The organism is candidate division WOR-3 bacterium, assembly GCA_029858255.1.
GTDB lineage: Bacteria > Hydrothermota > Tepidihabitantia > SM23-42 > SM23-42 > SM23-42.
Window position 1 is genome coordinate 1 of sequence record JAOUFJ010000016.1, and the last position, 21,614, is coordinate 21,614.

16 protein-coding genes are annotated in these 21,614 nt (G+C 48.9%); 7 read left to right on the forward strand and 9 right to left on the reverse strand.

Translation table 11 applies throughout. The features are described from left to right. From OEV79_07835 to OEV79_07855, 5 genes are all read left to right on the forward strand, one after another. Positions 1-738 (forward strand): T9SS type A sorting domain-containing protein (locus tag OEV79_07835; protein ID MDH4211343.1); only part of this gene is annotated, 738 nt, incomplete at its 5' end. A 284-nt stretch (positions 739-1,022) separates the two neighbouring features. Next, positions 1,023-3,176, forward strand: a complete 2,154-nt coding sequence (locus OEV79_07840; protein MDH4211344.1) for an ankyrin repeat domain-containing protein — start codon at positions 1,023-1,025, stop codon at positions 3,174-3,176. A gap of 98 nt (positions 3,177-3,274) precedes the next feature. Next, positions 3,275-4,294, forward strand: coding sequence for a hypothetical protein (locus OEV79_07845; protein MDH4211345.1), 1,020 nt, complete (start codon positions 3,275-3,277; stop codon positions 4,292-4,294). A gap of 14 nt (positions 4,295-4,308) precedes the next feature. Then, entirely contained in the window at positions 4,309-4,659 is a 351-nt protein-coding gene (locus OEV79_07850; protein MDH4211346.1) for a DUF3795 domain-containing protein, read from the forward strand. A 167-nt stretch (positions 4,660-4,826) separates the two neighbouring features. Continuing rightward, positions 4,827-5,456, forward strand: coding sequence for a hypothetical protein (locus OEV79_07855; protein ID MDH4211347.1), 630 nt, complete (start codon positions 4,827-4,829; stop codon positions 5,454-5,456). Between the two features lie 125 nt (positions 5,457-5,581). Here the strand turns inward: OEV79_07855 and OEV79_07860 are convergent, their stop codons facing one another. Together OEV79_07860 and OEV79_07865 are read right to left on the reverse strand one after the other, a co-directional pair. Continuing rightward, entirely contained in the window at positions 5,582-6,682 is a 1,101-nt protein-coding gene (locus tag OEV79_07860) for a T9SS type A sorting domain-containing protein (GenBank protein ID MDH4211348.1), read from the reverse strand. 21 nt (positions 6,683-6,703) lie between these two features. Continuing rightward, the gene (locus OEV79_07865) at positions 6,704-6,991 is read right to left on the reverse strand and encodes a hypothetical protein (protein MDH4211349.1); all 288 of its coding nucleotides are present in this window, start codon (positions 6,989-6,991) and stop codon (positions 6,704-6,706) included. A 230-nt stretch (positions 6,992-7,221) separates the two neighbouring features. On the opposite strand from OEV79_07865, the gene OEV79_07870 reads away from it, so the two are divergent. After that, complete coding sequence (locus OEV79_07870; GenBank protein ID MDH4211350.1) at positions 7,222-9,339, forward strand: hypothetical protein; 2,118 nt, start codon at positions 7,222-7,224, stop codon at positions 9,337-9,339. Between the two features lie 7 nt (positions 9,340-9,346). Here the strand turns inward: OEV79_07870 and OEV79_07875 are convergent, their stop codons facing one another. The 5 genes from OEV79_07875 to OEV79_07895 all read right to left on the reverse strand — a co-directional run bounded on the left by OEV79_07875 (position 9,347) and on the right by OEV79_07895 (position 18,541). Next, entirely contained in the window at positions 9,347-11,785 is a 2,439-nt protein-coding gene (locus OEV79_07875; GenBank protein MDH4211351.1) for a TonB-dependent receptor, read from the reverse strand. 176 nt (positions 11,786-11,961) lie between these two features. Continuing rightward, positions 11,962-13,413, reverse strand: coding sequence for an aldehyde dehydrogenase family protein (locus OEV79_07880; protein ID MDH4211352.1), 1,452 nt, complete (start codon positions 13,411-13,413; stop codon positions 11,962-11,964). 279 nt (positions 13,414-13,692) lie between these two features. After that, positions 13,693-15,189 (reverse strand): T9SS type A sorting domain-containing protein, encoded by a 1,497-nt coding sequence (locus tag OEV79_07885; GenBank protein MDH4211353.1) that lies wholly within the window; start codon positions 15,187-15,189, stop codon positions 13,693-13,695. A 412-nt stretch (positions 15,190-15,601) separates the two neighbouring features. Continuing rightward, a complete protein-coding gene (locus tag OEV79_07890) occupies positions 15,602-17,005 on the reverse strand; it encodes a right-handed parallel beta-helix repeat-containing protein (protein ID MDH4211354.1) in 1,404 nt (467 codons plus the stop codon). Positions 17,006-17,140: 135 nt separating this feature from the next. Further along, a complete protein-coding gene (locus tag OEV79_07895; protein MDH4211355.1) occupies positions 17,141-18,541 on the reverse strand; it encodes a T9SS type A sorting domain-containing protein in 1,401 nt (466 codons plus the stop codon). Between the two features lie 213 nt (positions 18,542-18,754). On the opposite strand from OEV79_07895, the gene OEV79_07900 reads away from it, so the two are divergent. Next, a complete protein-coding gene (locus OEV79_07900; protein MDH4211356.1) occupies positions 18,755-19,237 on the forward strand; it encodes a DUF2703 domain-containing protein in 483 nt (160 codons plus the stop codon). 343 nt (positions 19,238-19,580) lie between these two features. On the opposite strand, the gene OEV79_07905 is transcribed toward OEV79_07900, so the two are convergent. Further along, entirely contained in the window at positions 19,581-20,567 is a 987-nt protein-coding gene (locus OEV79_07905) for an NAD(P)-dependent alcohol dehydrogenase (GenBank protein ID MDH4211357.1), read from the reverse strand. Positions 20,568-20,578: 11 nt separating this feature from the next. Then, positions 20,579-21,568, reverse strand: coding sequence for an NAD(P)-dependent alcohol dehydrogenase (locus OEV79_07910; protein MDH4211358.1), 990 nt, complete (start codon positions 21,566-21,568; stop codon positions 20,579-20,581). Positions 21,569-21,614 lie beyond the last annotated feature (46 nt).

A 21,614-nucleotide genomic window follows, 5' to 3' on the forward strand; every position in this document is an offset into this window, starting at 1 on the left:
TGGCGGCCGACCGCCAACCTCGAAGGGCAGACCACCTATCCGTTCAGCTTCAGTTCGGGTGATTTCATGTACGATTATTTTCATATTGCCAACATTGCAGTAACTGCGGTGACCGACTCGTTCCAGGCCGCCGACGGTCTGCTCGCTTATCCAAGTTTAGAGGTCGATCCCGCCAAGGTACCGTTTGCCACCTGGAACGGCGTGCTGCGTTACATCGAAGCCGTGACCCCGGCGAGCGGTGGCGAGACCATCTACACCATGGACATGCGCAACAACACGAGTCCGCATCAAGGATCACCGTGTGCGGTACGCTATCTCGGTAACGACTTTAAAATTGTCTTCTTCGGCTTCCCAATATATTTCATGGACCAGGATGATGCACGGCTGGCCGCACAGAAGGTGATGAGCGATTTCGGCGAGGTCGGCATTGCCGAGACGCCGAAGAGCGTCGGGGCGGTTTTCGGCATTCTCTTGCAGCAGAACATCCCCAATCCCTTTACCGACCAGACCGTCATCAGTTATCAGCTTATACACTCGGGCAATGTGCGCTTGAAGGTCTACAATATTGCTGGTCAGTTAGTAAAGACGCTGGTCAACGACCGTCAGGAATCGGGTGTTTATAATATCGTATGGTCGGGTCTTGATGACCAGGGCCGCCGGGTGGCGAGCGGCATCTACTTCTGCCGGCTCGAAACCGACGACCAAAGCGCGATCAAGAAAATGACCGTACTAAGGTGAAGAAATGAAATGGGCCAGGTTGTTTATTTTCTTTCGATATCTGCGACCTGTAGTTAGGCAATCAATGAGTGCTTTGCTGCATTCTCATCTGTATGTTCAAGCGTGCTACGGCGAGTTGTGTAGCGCCACGGGCATAGTAGTTCTTTGAGGTGAGAATGTTACGTTGCAGGTCAAGAGTACCCCCAAGTCGGAAGACACGACCTGGCCCTTACGAGCGGGAGAAGAAAGCATGATGGCGCCACGTGAAAAAAGTGACCAGGTCATGTGAAACAAAGGAGAGGACTGTGAAATATTTTGAGAAACTATTATTAGCCGTAATGTTTTCGGTGACCGCCCTACCACCACTACACGCGGCAGGTATACATGACGTGGTGAACGATAATAATCTGGAGGCGGTGACAGCACTACTTGATGAAGATCCAACACAAATCGATCTGCGCGACGCCGATGGAATGACGCCGCTCAACCTCGCCGCGATCATCGGGAATTACGAGATCGTCAAGGAACTTCTTAAACGAAACGCCGACATACACATCGGTGATGTGGACAACAGCCAGCCTATACATCTTGCGGCGATCAGCGGGAATGTACAAATCGCCGAACTATTATTGACAAACGGTGCCGATGTCAACGAACAGGACGATAATGGCGCAACACCTCTCACCTTCGCAGCGGGCAGAAGACATATCGATATGGTAAGATATCTGCTCGAAAAAGGTGCTGACGTAAGAATCCGTAATACCGCAGGCATGACCCCGCTTTTCTTTGCCGGTACCCCAGAGATCGCAACGGTCATTCTTGATAATGGGGCTGATATCGATGCCCCGTCAAACGACGGCACCACGCCGCTGCTCGCCGCAGTGTGGCGCGGCCGGTCTGAACTGATCAGGTATCTCCTGGAGCGAGGAGCTGACCCGAATTTGTTCAACGATGCAGGAACGACCCCATTGTTTGCTGTGAACGGCGAGAACATTATTCAGATTACACGGATGTTGATCGACAACGGCGCGCGGGTCAATGTCAGGAACGGCCAAGCCGAAACACCGCTCCACAATATCGCCTGGACTGGCTCAGTGGAAACCGCAGAGCTCTTGCTTTCGAACGGTGCTGATATCAACGCCGTGAGCGATTTCGGATGGACACCGCTTTGCATGGCTGCCCTGTGCAACGCCGAGATCACTAAATACCTGATCTCAAAAGGCGCAACGGTCAATCCCCATGAACCGAAGGACACGAAAGAATGCCCGTGTCGTGTTGAATTCCAGACACCATTGCACTGTGCCGTACGCAGTGACAGCATTAACACGATACAGGTTCTCGTGCAGAATGGCGCGCTGGTCAATGTCGTCGACGGGGAAGGTTTGACACCACTCCATTTAGCCGTAAGAAACGGGAATTCCGAAATCGTGAAACACCTGCTCGATCATGGTGCGGTGATCAACGTCACAGAAGGCCACTATGGAGCGAACGAAATGCATATCGCTGCAGCAACCGGACAAAAAGATATCGCTGCGCTGCTGATCGACAACGATATTGAAATCGGTGCAAAGGACAACGAAGGGAAAACGCCCCTGTACTATGCCACATATCACGGATTTGATGGAATACGCGATATGCTGATTGAAAATAGTGACGCGCCCGAACAAGTGAAAGCACCGAAAGGATACCGCAAGCTGCTCGGCAAGAAACTCAAGAAGAGCGAAGCCCTGATCTGGCATCTGGGACACAGCGGGTGGGCGATCAAGACCCAAGGGCATCTACTCGTTTTCGACTATAATGCTCCCGCACGTTCGGTCCCGAGCGATGCTTCTTTATCCAGTGGATACATAATTCCATCCCATATCAAAGATGAGAACGTTACGGTTTTCGCCACGCATGACCACGGCGATCATTATAACCCCTCAATATTCGACTGGCAGGATGATGTTGGAAACATCCAATACGTGTTAGGATTCAGACCTCGTGATATCGAAAGCGATTATTTGTATGCTGCTCCTCGCACCGATACGACGCTCGAAGATATGAAGGTCACGACCATACGATCGAACGACGGTGGGGTCGGCTTTCTCATCGAAGTAGATGGCCTGGTGATCTTCCACCAGGGCGATCATGCCAACGGAGCCATGGACATGTCGGGCAACTACACCGCGGAAATCGACGCCATTGCCGGCATGGAAAAGGATATCGATCTTGCCTTTGGCCCGATCCTCGGCTGCAGTCTCGGCACGCCCGAGTCGGTGCAGCTTGGCGCACACTATGCCATCGAAACGCTCAATCCCAGGGTATTCATGCCAATGCACTCGGGCCAGGCAACATACCGCTACCGTGATTTCGTCCAGGATGCTGCCGGCAAGGATTATGATACCCAGCTCGTATACGCGCTCAATCAAGGAGACAGGTTCCTTTATATTCAAAACAAGGTAACAAAGGTCGAATGAACATGGCACGGAAACATTAGAAATAGTTGTCAGCATAACAGCGCATGCTAAACTTGCTCGACAATTTGAGCGGGGGTAATAACATGATGAACGCTCATATGTTACTTCTTATCTACGGGTTCGCGGTCTTCGCATTCTGCGCCCAATACTACGATACTACATTCAAGACATACCAGGACATGCGGGCGCACCTTATCGAACTCTACTCCCAGGATAAGTTCAACGAGGCTGCCGAATTGTTGCTCTGGGCGCGCGAGGAATTTCCCGATTACCTCTTCAATAACACATACAATCTCATCCTAATGTACGCCCGCATGGAGCAATATGAAAAAGGCATTGAAGCATTGCAGTATGCATTGGATCGCGGCATGTGGTTTGCCCCTTACTTCTTTGAGACCGAACTCTGGAAGCCGCTCACGGAACAGGCTGGCTATGACACCATCCGGATTCAAAGTGAGGTTTTCAAAAGGGAAGCGCAGATGAAAGCGAAACCGGACCTCCTTGTCGTAACGCCTGATACATTTAATCCAGACAAAACCTACCCCCTCTTCATTGCGCTTCATGGCGGCAGTGAGAATATCCAAATATTCAAAGACCGCTGGAGATCACAAAAGATGTTGGAAGAATTCATCACGGCATACCCTCAATCTTCACAGGTCATAGCCATGAACGGATTTTGGTGGCACGAAAACATCGAACAGACAAGAAACGAGATCGCCGAGGCCTATCAAAAAGTAGTTTGTGAATATCCAGTCGACAGAAACAATGTAATTATTGGCGGTTTCTCATCAGGCAGCCTGGCAGCTCTTGAGATCGTATTGTCGAATGTAATCCCTGTGGCGGGTTTTATCGCTCTGTGTCCTGACTTGCCAGAGAGTTTCAGTGAAGAAAATGTCAAAAATGCAAAAGATCGCGGCATACGAGGCGTCTTGATCACAGGCGAGCAGGATGAACGGCGTCCACTACACGATAAGATGATCGAGACTTTCAGAAATGTAGGACTGCCCCATCAGTATATTGTCATTCCGGACATAGGACACAACTATCCCAACGACCTCGACGCAATGATTGATCAGGCCATTGACCAAATCCGCTCGGTCAGTATAATAGAACAATAGCAGAAGGAGGCTAAATGGAGGAAATGATTGCATATTGTGGTCTGGTGTGTACTGGTTGCCCTGCTTTCATAGCGACACAGAACAACAGCGATGAAGAACGCAACAGGGTAGTGGAAAAATGGTCCTCCGACCGGTATCCGTTAGAAACCAAGGACATAAACTGCGACGGGTGTCTCAGTTCTGGCGAGAGGCTGCTTAAATTCTGTAATGAATGTGAAGTGCGCTCCTGCGGATTTGAGCGCGGTGTCGAAAACTGTGCTCATTGTGACGACTTTCCGTGTTCGAAACTCGAGACACTCTACAGCATGATAAGCGGCGCAGAAGCCAGGGAGCGCCTGGTAAATATAAGAAAAAACGTCAATTAATGCAGCCCTGACGTCAAATCTCTACTTTGAGCATCATAGGTCGAAGATATTCTGAGAACGCGCGTAGTTCTTTTCGAAGTTTAAAGTAGAGATTCGACCCCAATGTTATTTCTTGACTTTCTTGTATCACTGATCTATACTGACGTGGATCAAAAAAGGAGGCGTGTATGAAAAGAACTATATTCCCGCTCGCATCAATTGCACTCGCAGTGTCGATCATTGCATGCGGACGCAAAGTCATGGTGCCGCCGAAGATCGATCTTACGCAGCACGAAATCGTAGGCATCATTCAATTCGAATCCGACAGCAAAGGAGAACTCGCACCGTTAACCACCAAGAAGTTCACCGAAGCTATCCGCCGTGATCAAGAAATGATCAGGATCGTTGACCTCGGCACCGAGGCTGAAGTACTGAAGGAGATCGGGTACGACAGATTAAACAAAGCGGCTTTTCAGGCGATCGGCGAGGAATACGAGATTGCAACCGTTTTTACGGGTGAGTTGCTTGTTTCCGACGTGAGACCGGATATTTCCATCGCGCTGATATTCACGGCCGGCATGTCGGTCTCGGCTGAAGTCGACGCGACCCTCGATGCCCGAATGGTCGAAACAAAAACCGGAGCGTCGTTGTGGAGCACCTCGGTTACCAAAACAGAGGAGATCGGCAATGTCAATATCTGGGAAGGTGGAGTGTTTATCTTCGATGCCGAAGATCCGGAAAGGGCTTACGGAAAGCTTGTCAATGCCCTGATTGAGGACGCATCCCAGAATTTCCGCGTCACCTGGCGGCGCGAATAACGCTGGGGACACCCCCGCCGCGTCATTGCGAGGCGATGAAGCAGCCTCGCTGATTTGCTATCCATCCTGCTATAACCAAATTCCCTTTGGTTTACCTATTACTTCCTACTTAGTGTACTATTGAGTTATCTGATTAGAAGTACTTTCTCGGTAGCATTATAATCGTCCGCCACCAATCTTACGAAATAAACACCACCATTTACTTGCCGACCAGCCTGATCCGTGCCATCCCACGTCACCGATGACTGATAACCGATTAGAGATGACGGTACATAAAATGACTTCACCAGCTGCCCCGCAGCATCATAGACCTTCAGGCTTGCATTATTACTGTTATCCGTTATCTGATATCGGATATCAGTAGAGTAGTGGAAAGGGTTCGGGTGGACGGTTAAGTTAAGCCCAGTATCATGGGCTGTGTACCCTGCCTCTTCGCTTATGCCGGTAATCGAAACATCAACATTACCCCAAATATCGCACGCAGAGCTATAACCCTGGCCCCACGTTATCAGATAGTTGCTATCTGAAACAGCGACAGCAGGCCACCAGCGCTCCTGCGATGTGTTATCGCAGATCATGAAATTGTCTCCCAGTAGTGAACCGTCGCTTCCGATGAACTGGCCGTATATTTTCTGACCAACATTATTCTCGCCGGTCTGCCAGACAACCAGATACTTTGTTCCGTCAAAGGTCACATCTGCCCACCGGTGGCAACCGCTCCCCAGTACTATGCTGATAGGACCACCCACCAGTGAACCTTGCATCGAAACAAGCTGACCGTGCAACTCAAGCGTTGGATAGACACCGGAAAACCAAACTACCAGATAGTTGGTGTCGCCAAAAGCAATGTTCGATCCGCCGGCTGGAGCCGAAGCGATGGTGAAGATACTGCCTTCGGGTTGACACTGGCTGTTGATGAACCGGCCATATACCGGACCGCTTGACTTAGGCCATACTACGAGACATCGGTTTCCATCGTAGGCGATCTTTGCCCTGTATTCACTCGACCCGGTACCGCTGGAAATACAGGCTCCCGTGTCAAGCACAGCGCCTCCAGGCGTTACCCGCGCCGCAGCCATATAATAGTAACTGCCTCCAAAATTATTGTCGCTCCATACTACAAAATAATTTTGGCCATCGAAAGTAACTGCGGGGTATGTCTGAATATAAAATTTAGGGCAGATTTCCAGTGAATTTATCGTATCCAGGTCAGGAGTGACCCGCACTCCTACTATCTCCCCCAGAGTTCAGCAGTGATTACGGGTAACCACCAAAAGATTGGTCCCGTCAAATGCGGCATCGCAGCTGTAACCGGCGCTGTCAACGTAAAGCGCGCGGCCGGATGGATCCAATACAACTCCATCGGTAGTGACCCGTGCTCCGTAAAGTGACAAAAGTGGCAGGTGACGCTGATCGATCCAGAATACATAGAACTGGTCATTGGCATAGCAGACCGATGGGTATCCTGTATAATTGGGTGCGGTGCCTATTGGGAAGTCGCCGCCAACAAGCATTAAGATAATTACTGATATCACAGGATAGTATAGATTGACAAAATCCAATGTCAACCCCTTCACTAGATCTGCAATTCACATGACGTATTTCGGCGTGTGTGCTCCACCGTCGAGAGTAATTTCAGCCCAACAGAACGACCATTGACAAATGCATACAAGGAGCTAAACTAAATAAGTTCCCTAAAAAGGAATCATTTCAGTCATCAATCACCGGGGAGGAATAAGATCTTTTCAAAAAAGGGGGTAATTCAATGAAACCATTGAAGTCGTGCATTAGAATATCATGTCTGGCTGCAAGTCTGCTTGTTATGACAAGCTTGATCTTCGCTCAATTACCGAGCCTGCCAAAAATCCCAGAAGGCGTCACGGAAAAGATCCCGGACCTGAGCAAGATCACCAAGGGCGAGCCGCCGATCACTTCAAGCATAGAGGATGCGGTGACCGGTATATCGTTTCTCGATGATTTTGACCCTCCTGTGTTCATACCCATGACTGTACTGCCGCGGACCACCCAAGGAGCGTTTGTCCTTGAACACCCTGGTTTGTATGCATTCAAAGCAAAGAGTTACTGTCTCAAGGCCGGAACATATGCTCCGACCAAAGGCGATGGGTATTTACTCGCGCCCCTTAAGGGACCGAAGAGCGATCCCGTGCGCAAGCTCCTCCATGCTACATACACGCACCCTGATATTTCTCAAAGAGAAATACAGGTCCTCTTGTGGGCGATCATTGCCCGGACCAAGATCAGTGACATGCCGCGTGACTATCAGGTAACCGCGGCCAAAATTCTCTCCCCGAAAGACATCTTTGAACTCAACAACGGGGCGCTCGGTCTCGTGCCCGAAGATATGATGGATGACGCCTTCGAGGGAGTACCGCCAGCAGTTCGCAGCGTGCTTGAAGCCGAAGCCCGTCTGCGACAAAAAATGACGCAGGGTGAAGCTAGTTACGAGGAACTCGAAGAGGTGGCCGTGCGCTTCGGGGCCGCGCCGGCAAGCGAAGACGACCAATATATTCCAAGAGGACGCTGGTCATTCCATCCGGATGGCTATTTTGTCCGTTTCCTCCCTGAGGGTTATACCAACAACAACATCCAGGTCTACGTACCCCGCGATTGCCTGATCGAAAAAGATGCACTCGGCCGCATCACGGCGACATGCGATCGTAATTCTCTGCGTATAGAAATCGAATACGCCGACAATATCAACCCGCTTGCTATAACTGGTGATCCACAAGTGAAGGCTTACACATTCAAGAAAGTTCGTTTCATAAATAGAGTAACCATCCCGCCTGAAATCACGACCGAACTCACAGCGGTTTGGGAAAACACCGGTTATACTCTGGTCGGTATGCCTTCTGGCAAAGGAAACCCATCCTTCAATAACCGTTACGCCAACGTTGAAGAACGGTACAACAAAAGCGTGGACTGTGCCGAAGAGATCGACCAGCTCGACCAGCATCTGAAGGTCCAGGGTAGCGCTTCCGATCTGATCAATCTTTCTCACCTAAAATACGCACTTCTTGACATCGTAGAAAATGACCGCAGTGGCAAGTATATGTGGGCGCGTTATCACGTTGACCTCGTGAGTAAGACCTGGCAGTACGAATTCTCCAGGCGGGCCGGCACCTTTGTTTGGGGGCAGAACACCAAGGGAATCGACATCCAAGAAAGAAAAAGCACTTTGCTCCAAAGTCTCCTCGGTCAGATCATGCCTGCTATCCAACCGTGGTCGTTCGCAAATGCTTCGGGCAAAGGCAAACCGACGATCGACAACACCGGAAATACATCAATGCCCGGTTCGACCCCGAAACAGCGCGGCGGGAATTCAAACGCCGGCGAGGCAGATCCGTGCGCCCAGGTTCAGCAGGCGCTCGAATTCGCGAAAAACGTGAAAAAAGCGTACGAGAACGTCGATCCATCGAAATACGCAAATGGAGATGACTTCAATGATGCCGTGATCGACGAGCTCAATAATATACTCAACAAGAACGGTCAGACCTCGGCAAACCCTAACAGCCAGCAGAACGCGCCGATGGGCACCCACCAGACCAACTGTGACCTGGCTCCGGGCGGTACATCATCCGCATATGACGGTGACTGGGCAATCTACGATAATAGCACCACTCAGATGTTCGAAGATCATATCAAGAATACGCATTTTAAAAATGGACCGGATATTCTGTGGAGAGCTGCGCGAGGTCATGAGCAGTCACACATGAATACGTGCAGTCAGAAGACGAGCGGCGGCAATAAAAATGGCTACAAAGATTACATGGACGACCCGGCGAACCGACAGAAGGACGAAGTCGCCGCGTATGATGAGCAGATCGCTAAACTACAAGCCTGGCTTGACTGGAACTGCAAATAATCCCCGACTAGAAGATTTCCTCTTCTTCAAAATCTTCCTGCTCTTCGCCACGGTCACGCTCGGGACGGTAGCGGTTGAAATTGAAAGTAAGCGTGAACATCACCATCGGCGATTTGCGGGAAAATTCGGTGTAGGAGTAAAAATCGCTGCCTTCACTCGTGAATTTGTGCCTGGCACTGCTGAAAATATTCCGCAATTGCAGCGTCGCGGAAAGTTTTTTGTTCCAGAGATCCTGTCTGATCGCGGCATTCGTGGCAAAAAATCCTTCACGCCGTCCTTGAGAAGAAACCGAAGGACTGTAGTAAATAGTGTTCAGCTGCAGCCGCGTCGAGCCCGTGATCCTGAAGATTGTATTGATCCTGGTGTTCCAGTTGAAACTCCCTCGCGAGAAATCTTCACCGTACAACGTTCCTTCTATGCGGTAGTCATAGATATCACCAGTAAGGCTGAGGTTCAACCACTTGAACAGATCCCAATCGAGCATTGCTTCGGCCCCGAACGAATAATCTGTCCCCACGTTCTCGACCGAATGTAGTATTACATTTTCGTCATAAACGGACCGGACGCGCTCGATCTTGTTCTCGGTCTCCCGATAATAGCCTTCCAGCGAAAGGAAATTGCGGCCGAAATGCTTCTGGTAACCAAGTTCATATGAATTGATGTATTCGGGCTTCAACGCCGGATTACCGACACGCACATTATAAGCATCCATCCACGTTTCGAATGGCTCGAGGTCCCAACCCCGTGGACGGTCGATTCTGCGCGTGTAGCTTGCCATCACCTCATGCTCGCCCGGGAATTGATAAGAAAGATGAGCGGTCGGGAAGTAATCCCACCGGTCTATAGTAAAGCTCTCGTCTTCGCCAAGCAACTCGATGAGCCGGTACGTATATTCGCCGCGCAGACCAGCCTGATAACCGAAATCACCCCACTCGCCTCTATACAGACCATATAGTGAATGAATCCTGTCATCGTACTCTATTGTGTGGCTGAACTGCGGTCTGAATTCGTATTCACCGGTGATAGTATCGTACTCGAACATTTCGGTACTGTCAGTCGTACCATCAATACTAGCTTGATATCCTGCTTCCAACAGATTCGTCTGCAAGAAGGGAAAGGCATAATCAAGATTCGCCCGCAGCCGGTTCGAAGGACCTTTTTCTCTTGTGATAACACCATAAGTTATGATACCATTCTCGTCAAAGAGCTCGGTACTTGATTCTTCATCCCCGCTCCGCCTGCTGAGCATCACATGTCCATTGAGACTGTGTTCCTTGACACCAAAGGTGTGTGTGTAATCGGTATTCAAAGAGTAGTAGTTGCCGCCGCGCTTCGATCCTGCTTCGCTTGTGTAAAGATTATGCGTGTCCCCGGGTACGGTCCACTCATCATAATCCCGCTCAGCGGTATTCTCGCTGTCCCTTCCGCCGTATCGCCCCGCTAAATTCAATACATCACCTGGGCTCAGATATATATCGATGCCACCTCTCAGTCCGTAAAATTGCCTGTGCCAGCGCATGTCACCGCTCGAATTGATATACGAAGTGGTGTCGCCGACCGTTGTCCGGTTTTCCAATGTTACCGAACCCGGATAGGCTCCATCATTGTAGTTAGCACCGAAATATAGGTTGAATTTCTCCATCCGGTGGTTCAGCAGAAAGTCCGCGCCATATTTATCGTCAAGTCCGATGTTAGCATTCGCGATACCATTTGTCCCCTGTGATTTTTGTTTCTTCATTACGATATTTATGATACCGGCAATACCGCTGGGGTCATACTTCGCCGAGGGGTTTGTTATTATCTCAATATTCTCGATCGCATTCGCCGGTATTTGCTGCAGAGCATCATCGGGTTCGAGCACGGTCGGCCTGCCATCAATCAACAGGGTGAAATTTGTGCTGCCGCGGAGAGTCACATTACCCTCAACGTCGACCGTCACCGACGGAACATTTTCCAGAACATCGACTGCCGTACCCGACGTCGCCGTGTAGTGCTTGCTCACGTTGATCACCTTCTTGTCGATCTTGAATTCGACGGCCGGTTTGTCGCTCGTCACATCAACGCCTTCCATCATCAGAACGGCTCTCTCCAACTCGATCATACCCAATCCTACGCCCTCATCCGACGACACTACCCTGACGGTATCGATGGTCGTCGGATAGTACCCCATGAAAGAAACTTCTAATCTATAGGTCCCGGGTCTCACGCCCGTCAGACGGAATAACCCATCATTGTTTGTCGTAGCGCCCGTGATCTGTTCCTTGCCGTCGCTGCCATACAAGACAACGTTCGCATATTCGAGCGGCGAGCCGAGTTGTGCGTCGACCACCTGGCCAGCGATCATGCCGCCAGGAAGAGTCTGTGCAACCGCCAAAGAGCCACTCACCATTAGTGCGAGTGACAAAATCACTGTCATTATCCCATAACTATAAAATACCCTGCCCATTATTCTCTCCTTGATAGGACACCACAAAAGGGTTCTTTGTTTATCTGTCTTATTGTTATATTAGACAACAAAGGCTTTCATTAACTTGCGCTATTTTACGGTCACCGAAAATAACATTAAGGGTGGAGTATATACAGAAATATGGGTATTTCAAGCCTTAATTGGGGGCGGTCAGATCAGCAAGGACCCTGGTTGTTGCCGAGCTTATCCTTAATGCCATCCCAATCGAGATTCTCGTCGAGGAAATTGTGCACAAAATCACCTTCTATGTACGGGCACACGTTACGCCTGGCAATACGGTGTATGTTGAGAAGGTGCCTCACCGAAATATTGTCCGTCGTGATGTTCTTACCTCTTGTTCCACAAGCGAGCATCAGCGAAGGTCTGAGCCTGTTATACGTACCGCCGAGTGCTCCCTGCGAAGCCGGCGTGTTCACCAGGATCCGCCCGGCATTTATGGCCGAAGAGAAATATTCTATCTTCTCTTCATCGTTAGAGAATATACTCGCCGTGTGCCCGAGGCCACCATAGCGGTTGATCCTCCGGCAGAGTTCGATCGCCTGGTCAAATGTATCGGCTACGTAGAATGCAAGTATTGGGGCAAGGATCTCAAGTGAGAGCGGCGATTGGATGCCGACTTCTTCAAGGGGCGCGATCAGAATGCTCGTGTCGCGCGGTACTTTGATCCCGGCCATTTCGGCGATCGTCGCAGCAGATTGACCGATGACCTCTACCTTCATGACCTTTGTTTCATTGTTGAATGCCACTGGCTCAAGCCGCCTGATCTCATCTTCCGACAGAAAATAGGCCTTGCGTTTCTTGAATTCACGAACTACCTCATCGACATTGTCGCAGTTTGCGACGACCGCCTGCTCACTTGCGCAAACTGTACCGTGATCGAATGTTTTCGACAAGACGATTTGCTCAACAGCAAAAGGAACATCCGCGCTCCTGCCAATATATACAGGCACATTTCCAGGTCCGATACCGATCGCGGGATTGCCGGACTTCTGCGCGGCTCTTACGAGTTCCACAGAACCGGTCGCCAGGATCAGATTTATGCGATGGTGAGACATCAACTCCAAAACTTCTTCACGGGTCGATGTCTTTATCCACTGCACACAGTTTTCCGGAGCGCCGGCGTCGAGCGCCGCCTCGTAGAGAAGGCGGCACGCCTCCACCGAGCATTTCCTTGCTGCACCATGGGGCCTGATAATGATCGGATTTCTCGATTTCATCGCGATCAAGATCTTGAACATCACAGTTGAACTCGGGTTAGTGATGGGTGTCACGGCAAAGATCGGACCCACCGGTTCGGCAACTTCCACAACTCCCTGCTCCTTATCCTCACTGATGACGCCAACCGTCTTCATATCCTTGATATCTTGATACACATAATGTGTAGCAATGACGTTCTTGATAACCTTATCTTCCCACTTGCCCAGTTTGGTCTCCTCGTATGTGAGTTTGGCTAACCGGATACGGTTATTAAAGCCGGCCCTAAATACTGCTTCGACGATGCGGTCGGTCTGTTCCTGGTTGTAACGACGAAATGCTTCGGCCGCATTCACGGCGTCGGCAACGATCTTATCTATATCCAGCCCTGGCGTGCGGTAGACTTCATTCATAAAGATGCATAAATAATAGGAAATTCTCGTGCGTTGTCAATCCACAATAGTGTAGGGCTGGGCTTAAGCCCTGCAAGTATCCTTTACTGTTCGAGTGTAATCGAGAACAAGCACTTATTGACTTCTCGACGCGGTCGCCTTCGCCTCCCTTGCTCGAAGAGTAACAAGTATCATTCCGGCTGGAGATCCTTTATATAAGAAGAAGGGGAGCGGTGAAACCGCTCCCCAACACCTGCACATCCAAACTGGATAGTACTTCTTATTTATTGTAATAAATACTTATCTTATGAGCAGTACTTTTTCCGTGGCACTGAAATCACCGGCCTCCAACTTCACGAAATACACGCCGCCAGCTAATTGGCGATTAGCATAATCAGTACCATCCCATTTCACTGATGACTGACAACCGATGACCGATGACGGCAAAGAAAATGATTTCAAGAGCTTTCCCGCTGCATCATAGATCTTCAGTCCTGCATTCTTGATGTTATCCGTTATCTGATATCTGATATCGGCAAAGTGAGTGAAAGGATTAGGTGCGGCATTTAATTGCAGAGAGTGTGCGGTGCCATTAGTCAACTCAACAATTCCAGTATTACCGGTGGGGTTACGTTTGTAATAGATCTCCCAGTTGCCGGGACGTTCGTCGGCCCAGGCCACGTGCACCTTTGCGCCCGAGACACAGACTGATGCATTCTGAGAGATACTCGTATCGTCCGTAAGCCTGATATCCGGATCCCAGCTCGCACCACAATCGTTTGATACTTTGTAGTATATTTCTTCATTGGCATCACGCATATCCTGCCAGACCAGGTGGACATTTTGACCAGAAGCCGCTAACGATGGATAATACGAATCGGCACCGTCATTGGTGAGTCTCGCGTCTGTGCCCCAGGTCTGACCGTTATCGGTCGAAGATTTGTAGTACATTTCGAAATTCCCGTCGCGGTTCTCTTCCCAGGCAACATGGACATTATTTGTGGCAACGGCGACACCTGGTGCATTCGAGAAATTATCGTTCTCGGTCAATCTCGTTTCAACACCCCATGTAATACCGTCATCGGTTGAACGCCTGTAGTAGATCTCGTTATTCGTGAATCCGTGACGTGAGTCATGCCACGCCACGTGCACGTATGATTCGTACGCAGCTATTGAAGGGTGTTCAGAAAAGCCCGCCGCGTTCGATACTTGAACCGGTGCTTGCCAGGAATTTCCATTGTCCGTTGACCGGCAGTAATAGACCTCGGTATTACCCATCAAGCTGAAATCTACCCACACGACATGGACATATCCGCCAACAACCGCGACCGAAGGCATACCCTGGGGTCCTGCAACCGAAGTAACGAGCGTATCGTTACTCCATGTATTACCACCATCAGTAGAACCCTTATAGTATACATCGACGTCACCGCCGCGCTCATCCTCCCACACGACATGCACATCTGTACCGCTAACCGCGATCCCGGGCCAGTATGAACCTGCAGCATCATCCGTCAATCTCATGTCTGCGCTCCACATTACGCCGCCATCCTCAGAATACTTATGGTAAATCTCGTAATTTCCATCCCGATTGTCATACCACACGACGTGCACATCGTCATCATAAGCAGCGATACAACGGGCATTGGGGTCAGCCGTGAATGATGAATCATTATCCATTGTCAGCCGGTAATCCGCTTGCCACTGGCCGAAGAGCAAACCTCCCTGCAAGCAGACGAGCAAGAGCGCGATCGACACACCTCTGCCGATACTTCTATAACATACTTTGTCCAGCATCTTTTCCTCCCTTTCGGTTTTTGCAGCCTAACCAGGGCGCAGTCGCATTAGACAATTAGACGATCTCTTCAGCTCACGACACCTGAACAGCAGTATCGTCGTCCTGTCACAGCTCTCTTCACGTGGAGCGGTAAAAACCAATTCACGATGTAGGGGCTTCACTACAGCACTATTTTTTTACTAAAGCCTTGCCTAATGGTTAGCCGCTTCTGGATTATTATACGCATCCCCCTCAACTTCCTCTCACACACCCTCTCACGACAACACGGGGACAGACAACACGGGGACAGGCATAAACTTTTATAACTTTTTGTCCAATAATGAGCCGATATTTCAGTACAATTGTTGCTGACTTCCTTTCTCCACGTTTTCCACTTACTTTTGATAGAATGATAACTCTGGAGCGAGATTGTTACCTGATTTTGACTACCTTCTGAACGATCTTTTCGTCTATCTCTATGAAGTATATGCCACGCGTTATCATAGAGGGTTCCACTACTCTCCCCATGATGTCATAGACGCGATATTTCTTTCCCTCGGGCAATCGCAAAGGACCGCTGACGATCGTCGCACTGAGATTTTCGTATTCCGTCACGGGTTTGGTGATCGGTTCCTCTCCAATACCTACCGGCGCTGTTAGCCAGGGATCGAAATCCACATGATCGCTAACCGAATCACCCAGCCCACCGGGATTGAAATTCGCATGATACGGACCGGTAGCATGTCCCCACCAGTTGTATTCGGCGCTCACCATAATACTCGTATCAATGTTGCACAAACCGTAGCCAGCGTTATCTATTATGTTGTTATAATTGATTAGAGGGACAGAACCATTTTTGAAGCATATACCGGTACTACAATTGGCAGCAATGGTGTTACCGGTGATGAGTGGGTCCGAATTGTCGCAATCGATACCGCCGCCTTCAACAGCATTATTAGCGATGATTGTGTTCGAAGTGATGATCGGATATGACCAGAAGCAGCCAATGCCACCGCCTTTCTGCGCCGAGTTGCCAGTGATCGTGTTGAGCGTGATGTAGGCTTGAGAAAATTCGTAGCAATAAATGCCGCCACCGTAGGCAGTTGCCGTATTACCAGTGATCGTATTGCCGGTGAAAACAGATATCCCGCCGCCGCTGCTATGGAATATCCCACCGCCGCACAACGCATGGTTATCTGAGATAGTATTGCTCGTAACCACCGGTAGACTAATGAAGAGATTCATTCCGCCGCCATAATGCGCAGCCGTGTTCCCGGAAACGACATTTTCTACGATTGTCGGCTCGCTTTTCCAGCAACTTATCCCCCCACCATCATGACCAGCCGTGTTGTTGCTAATGGTGTTGCCGATTATCAATGGACGACCATACACACAACCGATACCGCCGCCATCTTGATATGCATGATTGCCGACTATTGAATTGTCAATGATCATGGGTGATGCGAGGTAGTAATTGACATATATACCTCCACCATCCTCGGAAGAGTAGCCGTGCTGAATAGTGAACCCCTTGATCACGGTTGTTGAATCTGTTGCAGTCTCGAATACTATCACACTTCCGGCGCTGTCTCCGTCAATAATCGTCGTATCGCGACCTAGTTCGCTGACCAGATCTATACCCTGGGTGATTGGCCAGACAATGTTTTCGTTATAAATACCAGGACCGACAAGCACCGTGTCATTTGCGGCACAACAATAGAGTGCAGTTTTGATCGAATTGAGCATAGAATCAGGGTGCACGTACCAGGTGGTTGCGAACGCCATGGTAAAAACAAATAAACCTACGATTCCAACTACTAAAGAATCTCTCTTCATATCTACCCCGCTACTTGTAACAACAAACCGACAAGCAGACTAAAGTGAATACTGTTTTTACAGAATTATATGCTGGAAGTCGCGGCTGTCAAGAACACCGATGGCAGCCAGTGGCATATAACCAACCCCCCGGGTCTATCGTATCAACAGCACCTTCTTTGTGGCACTATAGTCTCCTGCCTCAAGTTTTATAAAATACACACCGCTGGGTACCCTCCTGCACGCATCATCAACGCCGTTCCAGACAACCGACGACTGATAACCGATAGCAGATGACGGTACAAAAAACGACTTCACCAGCCGTCCACAGGCATCATAGATTTTGAGCCCCATGTCCCGTCCATAGGACAAGGATTCTCGCCCTTCCAGGGCGGAACGCTCTCCGCTATGCTCTATGCCAAAGCTGACCGTTGTCAGCTTCGAGAACGGATTCGGACTAACCCACAATACTAGCACTCCAACATGCTTACTCGATTGTTCTTCGTCTTCATGTATTGCCATCAGTGAGTCGCAATATAAGTTTTTTGCATCACGTGCCTGAATTGCCAGCATTAATGTGTCGGCACTACTGTAGGGAGCAGCAATCAATGCAATCACGATTTCTTCTATGCCGCCGGGTGGAATGCTAAATGGACCGCATGACATCAACGTACGGTGGTCATCAGGTCCATAGGGAAGTGAGTCATACGGCTCATAGACGCCGGTTCTGAAATTGTAACCGGCCATAGAAAGATACCTCTCATAGTCAAGATTAGGTTCAAGATTAAGCGTAAAAAGCTTGTGAGCTGTGCAACCTACATTGCTGGGGGTTTTGATGAATAACACACCCGCTGCGACAGTATCATTGCTGTAAATAGACGTTGTACCGTAGAAATAGCCTAGATTTTCGACGAGAAAACTATCTTGCGGACTTGGGTAAAACCATTTATGCAGAATGAGTCCATTAAAAAATCCGGCGGGCTCCAGACAATCAGCATCCCACATAACTGCAAAAATCGCATTTTCTATTGTGTGTGTAGTGCAATTCTTGATCTCATACTTGAGAAATATTACGTCATCAACAGAGACAAATGTATCAGCGAATGTCGTTTGATATATTTCGATGCCTATTGGTCTGCCATCACCCGCTATGTGCAGATTCGAATCCAGATCATTATAGCAGGACCAGGATTCTTGAACAGTCAGCGGTATCTGGGGAGCCATAGGAAAGATATCGAGATTTGGTGGCCAGTCACCTGGATGCATGTATACCCTTACTTGCGGGTCAAGCGGGTTCTGATGCCCCAAACCTGGGCCAAACTCTGCTTCGCCATCATGCGGGCCATAACCAAGGGTTACCAATGTCTCTGATTGCGGCGATATCGTACCGAACCACACACCAGCACCATAAAATGGTATGCTCTCAGGCAGCCAGTAACTACCAATGCCGCCAAGCCTTCCGTAATTGGTAACTTCAAGTATCCAATTGTTTACGTCATGCGTATCCGCGTCCCAAATACTGAAGCACACAAGTGTAACTGCCAATACTGCCTGCATGTTCTATCTTAACAACGATTCGTGAAATATTTGTGAAAATTCTATTCACCAAATATATCTTGATTTTCATTACTTTCGGTGTATACTTAAGGGCACATTGCGAAGGAGGATCTTTTGATAGGATCATATATGATGAGCAAACTGATAATCATTATCATGATATTTTTCATTATTGACAGTTATTCCTTTGCCGAAAGTACAGAAGGAGCAGATATGAAAACACTTACAATTCGCTGGCAGCGGCTTGTTGATAAAAACGGGCAGACCTGTGAGCGGTGCGGCTTAACAGAAAAAGAGGTTCAGAAGGCATTTGGAGATCTCGAGAAATCACTCACCCCACTCAGCATAAAAGTCGCTTTAGAAGAGAAAGCACTGGATTCAGCGACTTGCGCCAAAGATATTTCCGAGTCAAACCGCATATGGATTGGTGACCGGCCTTTAGAAGAATGGCTGGGCGCAGTGGTCGGCGAAAGTAATTGTGAATTTTGCTGTGAAGAGCTTGGTCCTGAAGTAGAGTGCAGGACGGTCATAGTTGAAGGCAAGACGTATGAGACAATTCCGGCAAGCCTGATAGTAAAGGCCGGGCTTCTTGCAGCCTCGCAACTACTCAGTGTGGAATCAAACAAGCCATGCTGTGGTGAGAAGCCCTCCAGCGGCTGTTGTCCGACAACTGACACTGATTCAGATCAACCTTAATGGAAAAGACAATATCGCTCAATACCCTCTGATACACTCATAAAGGCGGGAATTGAGAGGTTAAGAAGTTTAGAAGTCAAAGCAGTCACAGAACGCTGTAACAACATTTCGAATCCTTCGACTTCGCTCAGGACTGACGTTTGGAATTGCGAAATTAACAAGGAACGTCAGTATGGTTGTCCCTGATTAGATTGCCACGTCGCTTCGCTCCTCGCAATGACGGGGTGGCGGCTGAGTTTGTCCCGCCCGCTCCTATGAAACGGGAGATGTCGCACAAAAAAAAGGAGTGATCGTTGAGTCACTCCTTTTAAGTTGGAAAACTATCTCAGGATTTCATTGTTCGTCAGATTTTATTATTATGATGCTCCACAGTTATTACTACTTTTCCTCGGGCATGTCCTTTTCCAAAATACCGAAGAGCTTCAGCAACCTCGCTCAACGGGTAACGTTTGTCTATAACAGGTTTTACTTTGCCGGCCGCAAAAAGCTCTTTCATAAAAGCCAAATCCTTGTTTGATTTATGCATCAGGATACCCATTTTCTTAGTCGTGGTCATTGAAATCAATGGTCCCAGAAACATGACTTGGAAAATGCGAGCCGTGGAACCTCCGACCATGACATAAATTCCCATGGGACTTAATGCGCGATTGTAATCGAACACCGAATGATGTGCCGCAAAATCAAGAATCCAGTCATAACGCTGCCCACTCTTGGTGAAATCTTCCTGAGTGTAATCAATGACGTAATCTGCACCGATCGAGCGCATCATGTCCAATTTCCTCGTGCTGTCCACACCAGTCACTTCAGCCCCGAATGATTTGGCAATCTGGACCGCAAATGTACCTGCACCACCACCCGCACCATTAATCAAAATTTTTTGTCCTGGCTGGATCTGTCCTTTATCGCGAAGACCCTGCAGGGCAAGGACTGCCGCTTGAGGTACGGCCGCTACTTCCTCGAATGTCATACTGGTCGGTTTCAACACCAATGCATTTTCACGAGCACATACATATTCGGCAAAACCGCCAAAGCCACACCCGGATAAGTCCCCGAATACCTCATCACCTGGCTGAAACTGCCTTACGTTTCTGCCAACCGCTTCAACCCGTCCGGCTATGTCAGATCCGAGTATCTTGATTTTTGGTTTTAGAAGCCCAAAAAACAGGCGGTTCATGAACGGCTTACCTCTCAGAAGACCCCAGTCCCAGTCATTTACAGACGCTGCACGAACTTTGACCAGTACTTCGTTATCCTTGGGAGTAGGCTTTTCTATATCCTCCAGATGAAGAACCTCAGGTGGGCCATATTTTTCATAGACAATAGCTTTCATTTTGTTTGAATTCATTCTTTCCCTTTTGTTTTGCTATCATGCTCCACAGCGATGACTACATTTCCTTTCTTGTGTCCTTTTTCAACATACCTGTGAGCCTCAGCAGCCTGCTCCAACTGATAGTGTCTGTCAATGACCGATCTTATCTTTCCCGCCTCAATGAGCTCTCTGAGGAATGTGAGATCTTCAATTCTTTTTGCTATTCCAAATACTACTTTCTTGCTACTTGCTATTGAGGTCCAAAGCGCTGTCATAAGAGGCCAGTCAACTGTAATATAGATCCCTTTCTGCTTTAGCGAGCCTTTGCAGCCCGAAAAAGAAGTCTTTCTTACCGCGTCGAAAATGATATCATAGGTCTTACCGCTCTTGGTAAAATCCTCCTTGGTATAATCAATAACCTTGTCGGCACCAAGTGATTTCACCATTTCGATATTCGTGGTACTGCATACCCCGGTCACCTCTGCCCCAAAATACTTGGCAAGCTGTACCGCAAATGTACCTACACTTCCAGAAGCACCAAAGATAAGAACTTGCTGTCCACTCTGGATATTGCCTTTTCTCAGAAGATGCAATGCTGTCAGTCCGCCAATGGGAACGGCAGCGGCTTCTTCGTAAGTCATATTGGCAGGTTTTATCGCCACCGCGTCTTCAGGCAGACATTTGTACTCAGCATAAGCACCGCCAAAACTGGTCCCCCAGAATATTCCAAAAACTTGGTCACCTTTCTTGAATAACCTCACATCTTTGCCCACTGATTCGATTTCCCCGGCCAGCTCATTCCCTGGTATGGTTTTTCTTGGTTTCCTGATACCATACATGATTCGCCCGGGGACAAAGAACCAAGGAGAGAATGTTGAGCTTCGAATCCACACATCCCCTGATGTCACCGTGGTTGCATGAACTCTTATCAGCACTTCTTTGTCCTTCGGACTCGGCTTTTCTACTTCTTTAAGCTGAAGTACATCAGGGGGTCCGTATTTTGTGCAAACGATCGCTTTCATTTTAGTATCCTTCCTTTAGCAAATATCGTCTTATCTGTTTCCACTA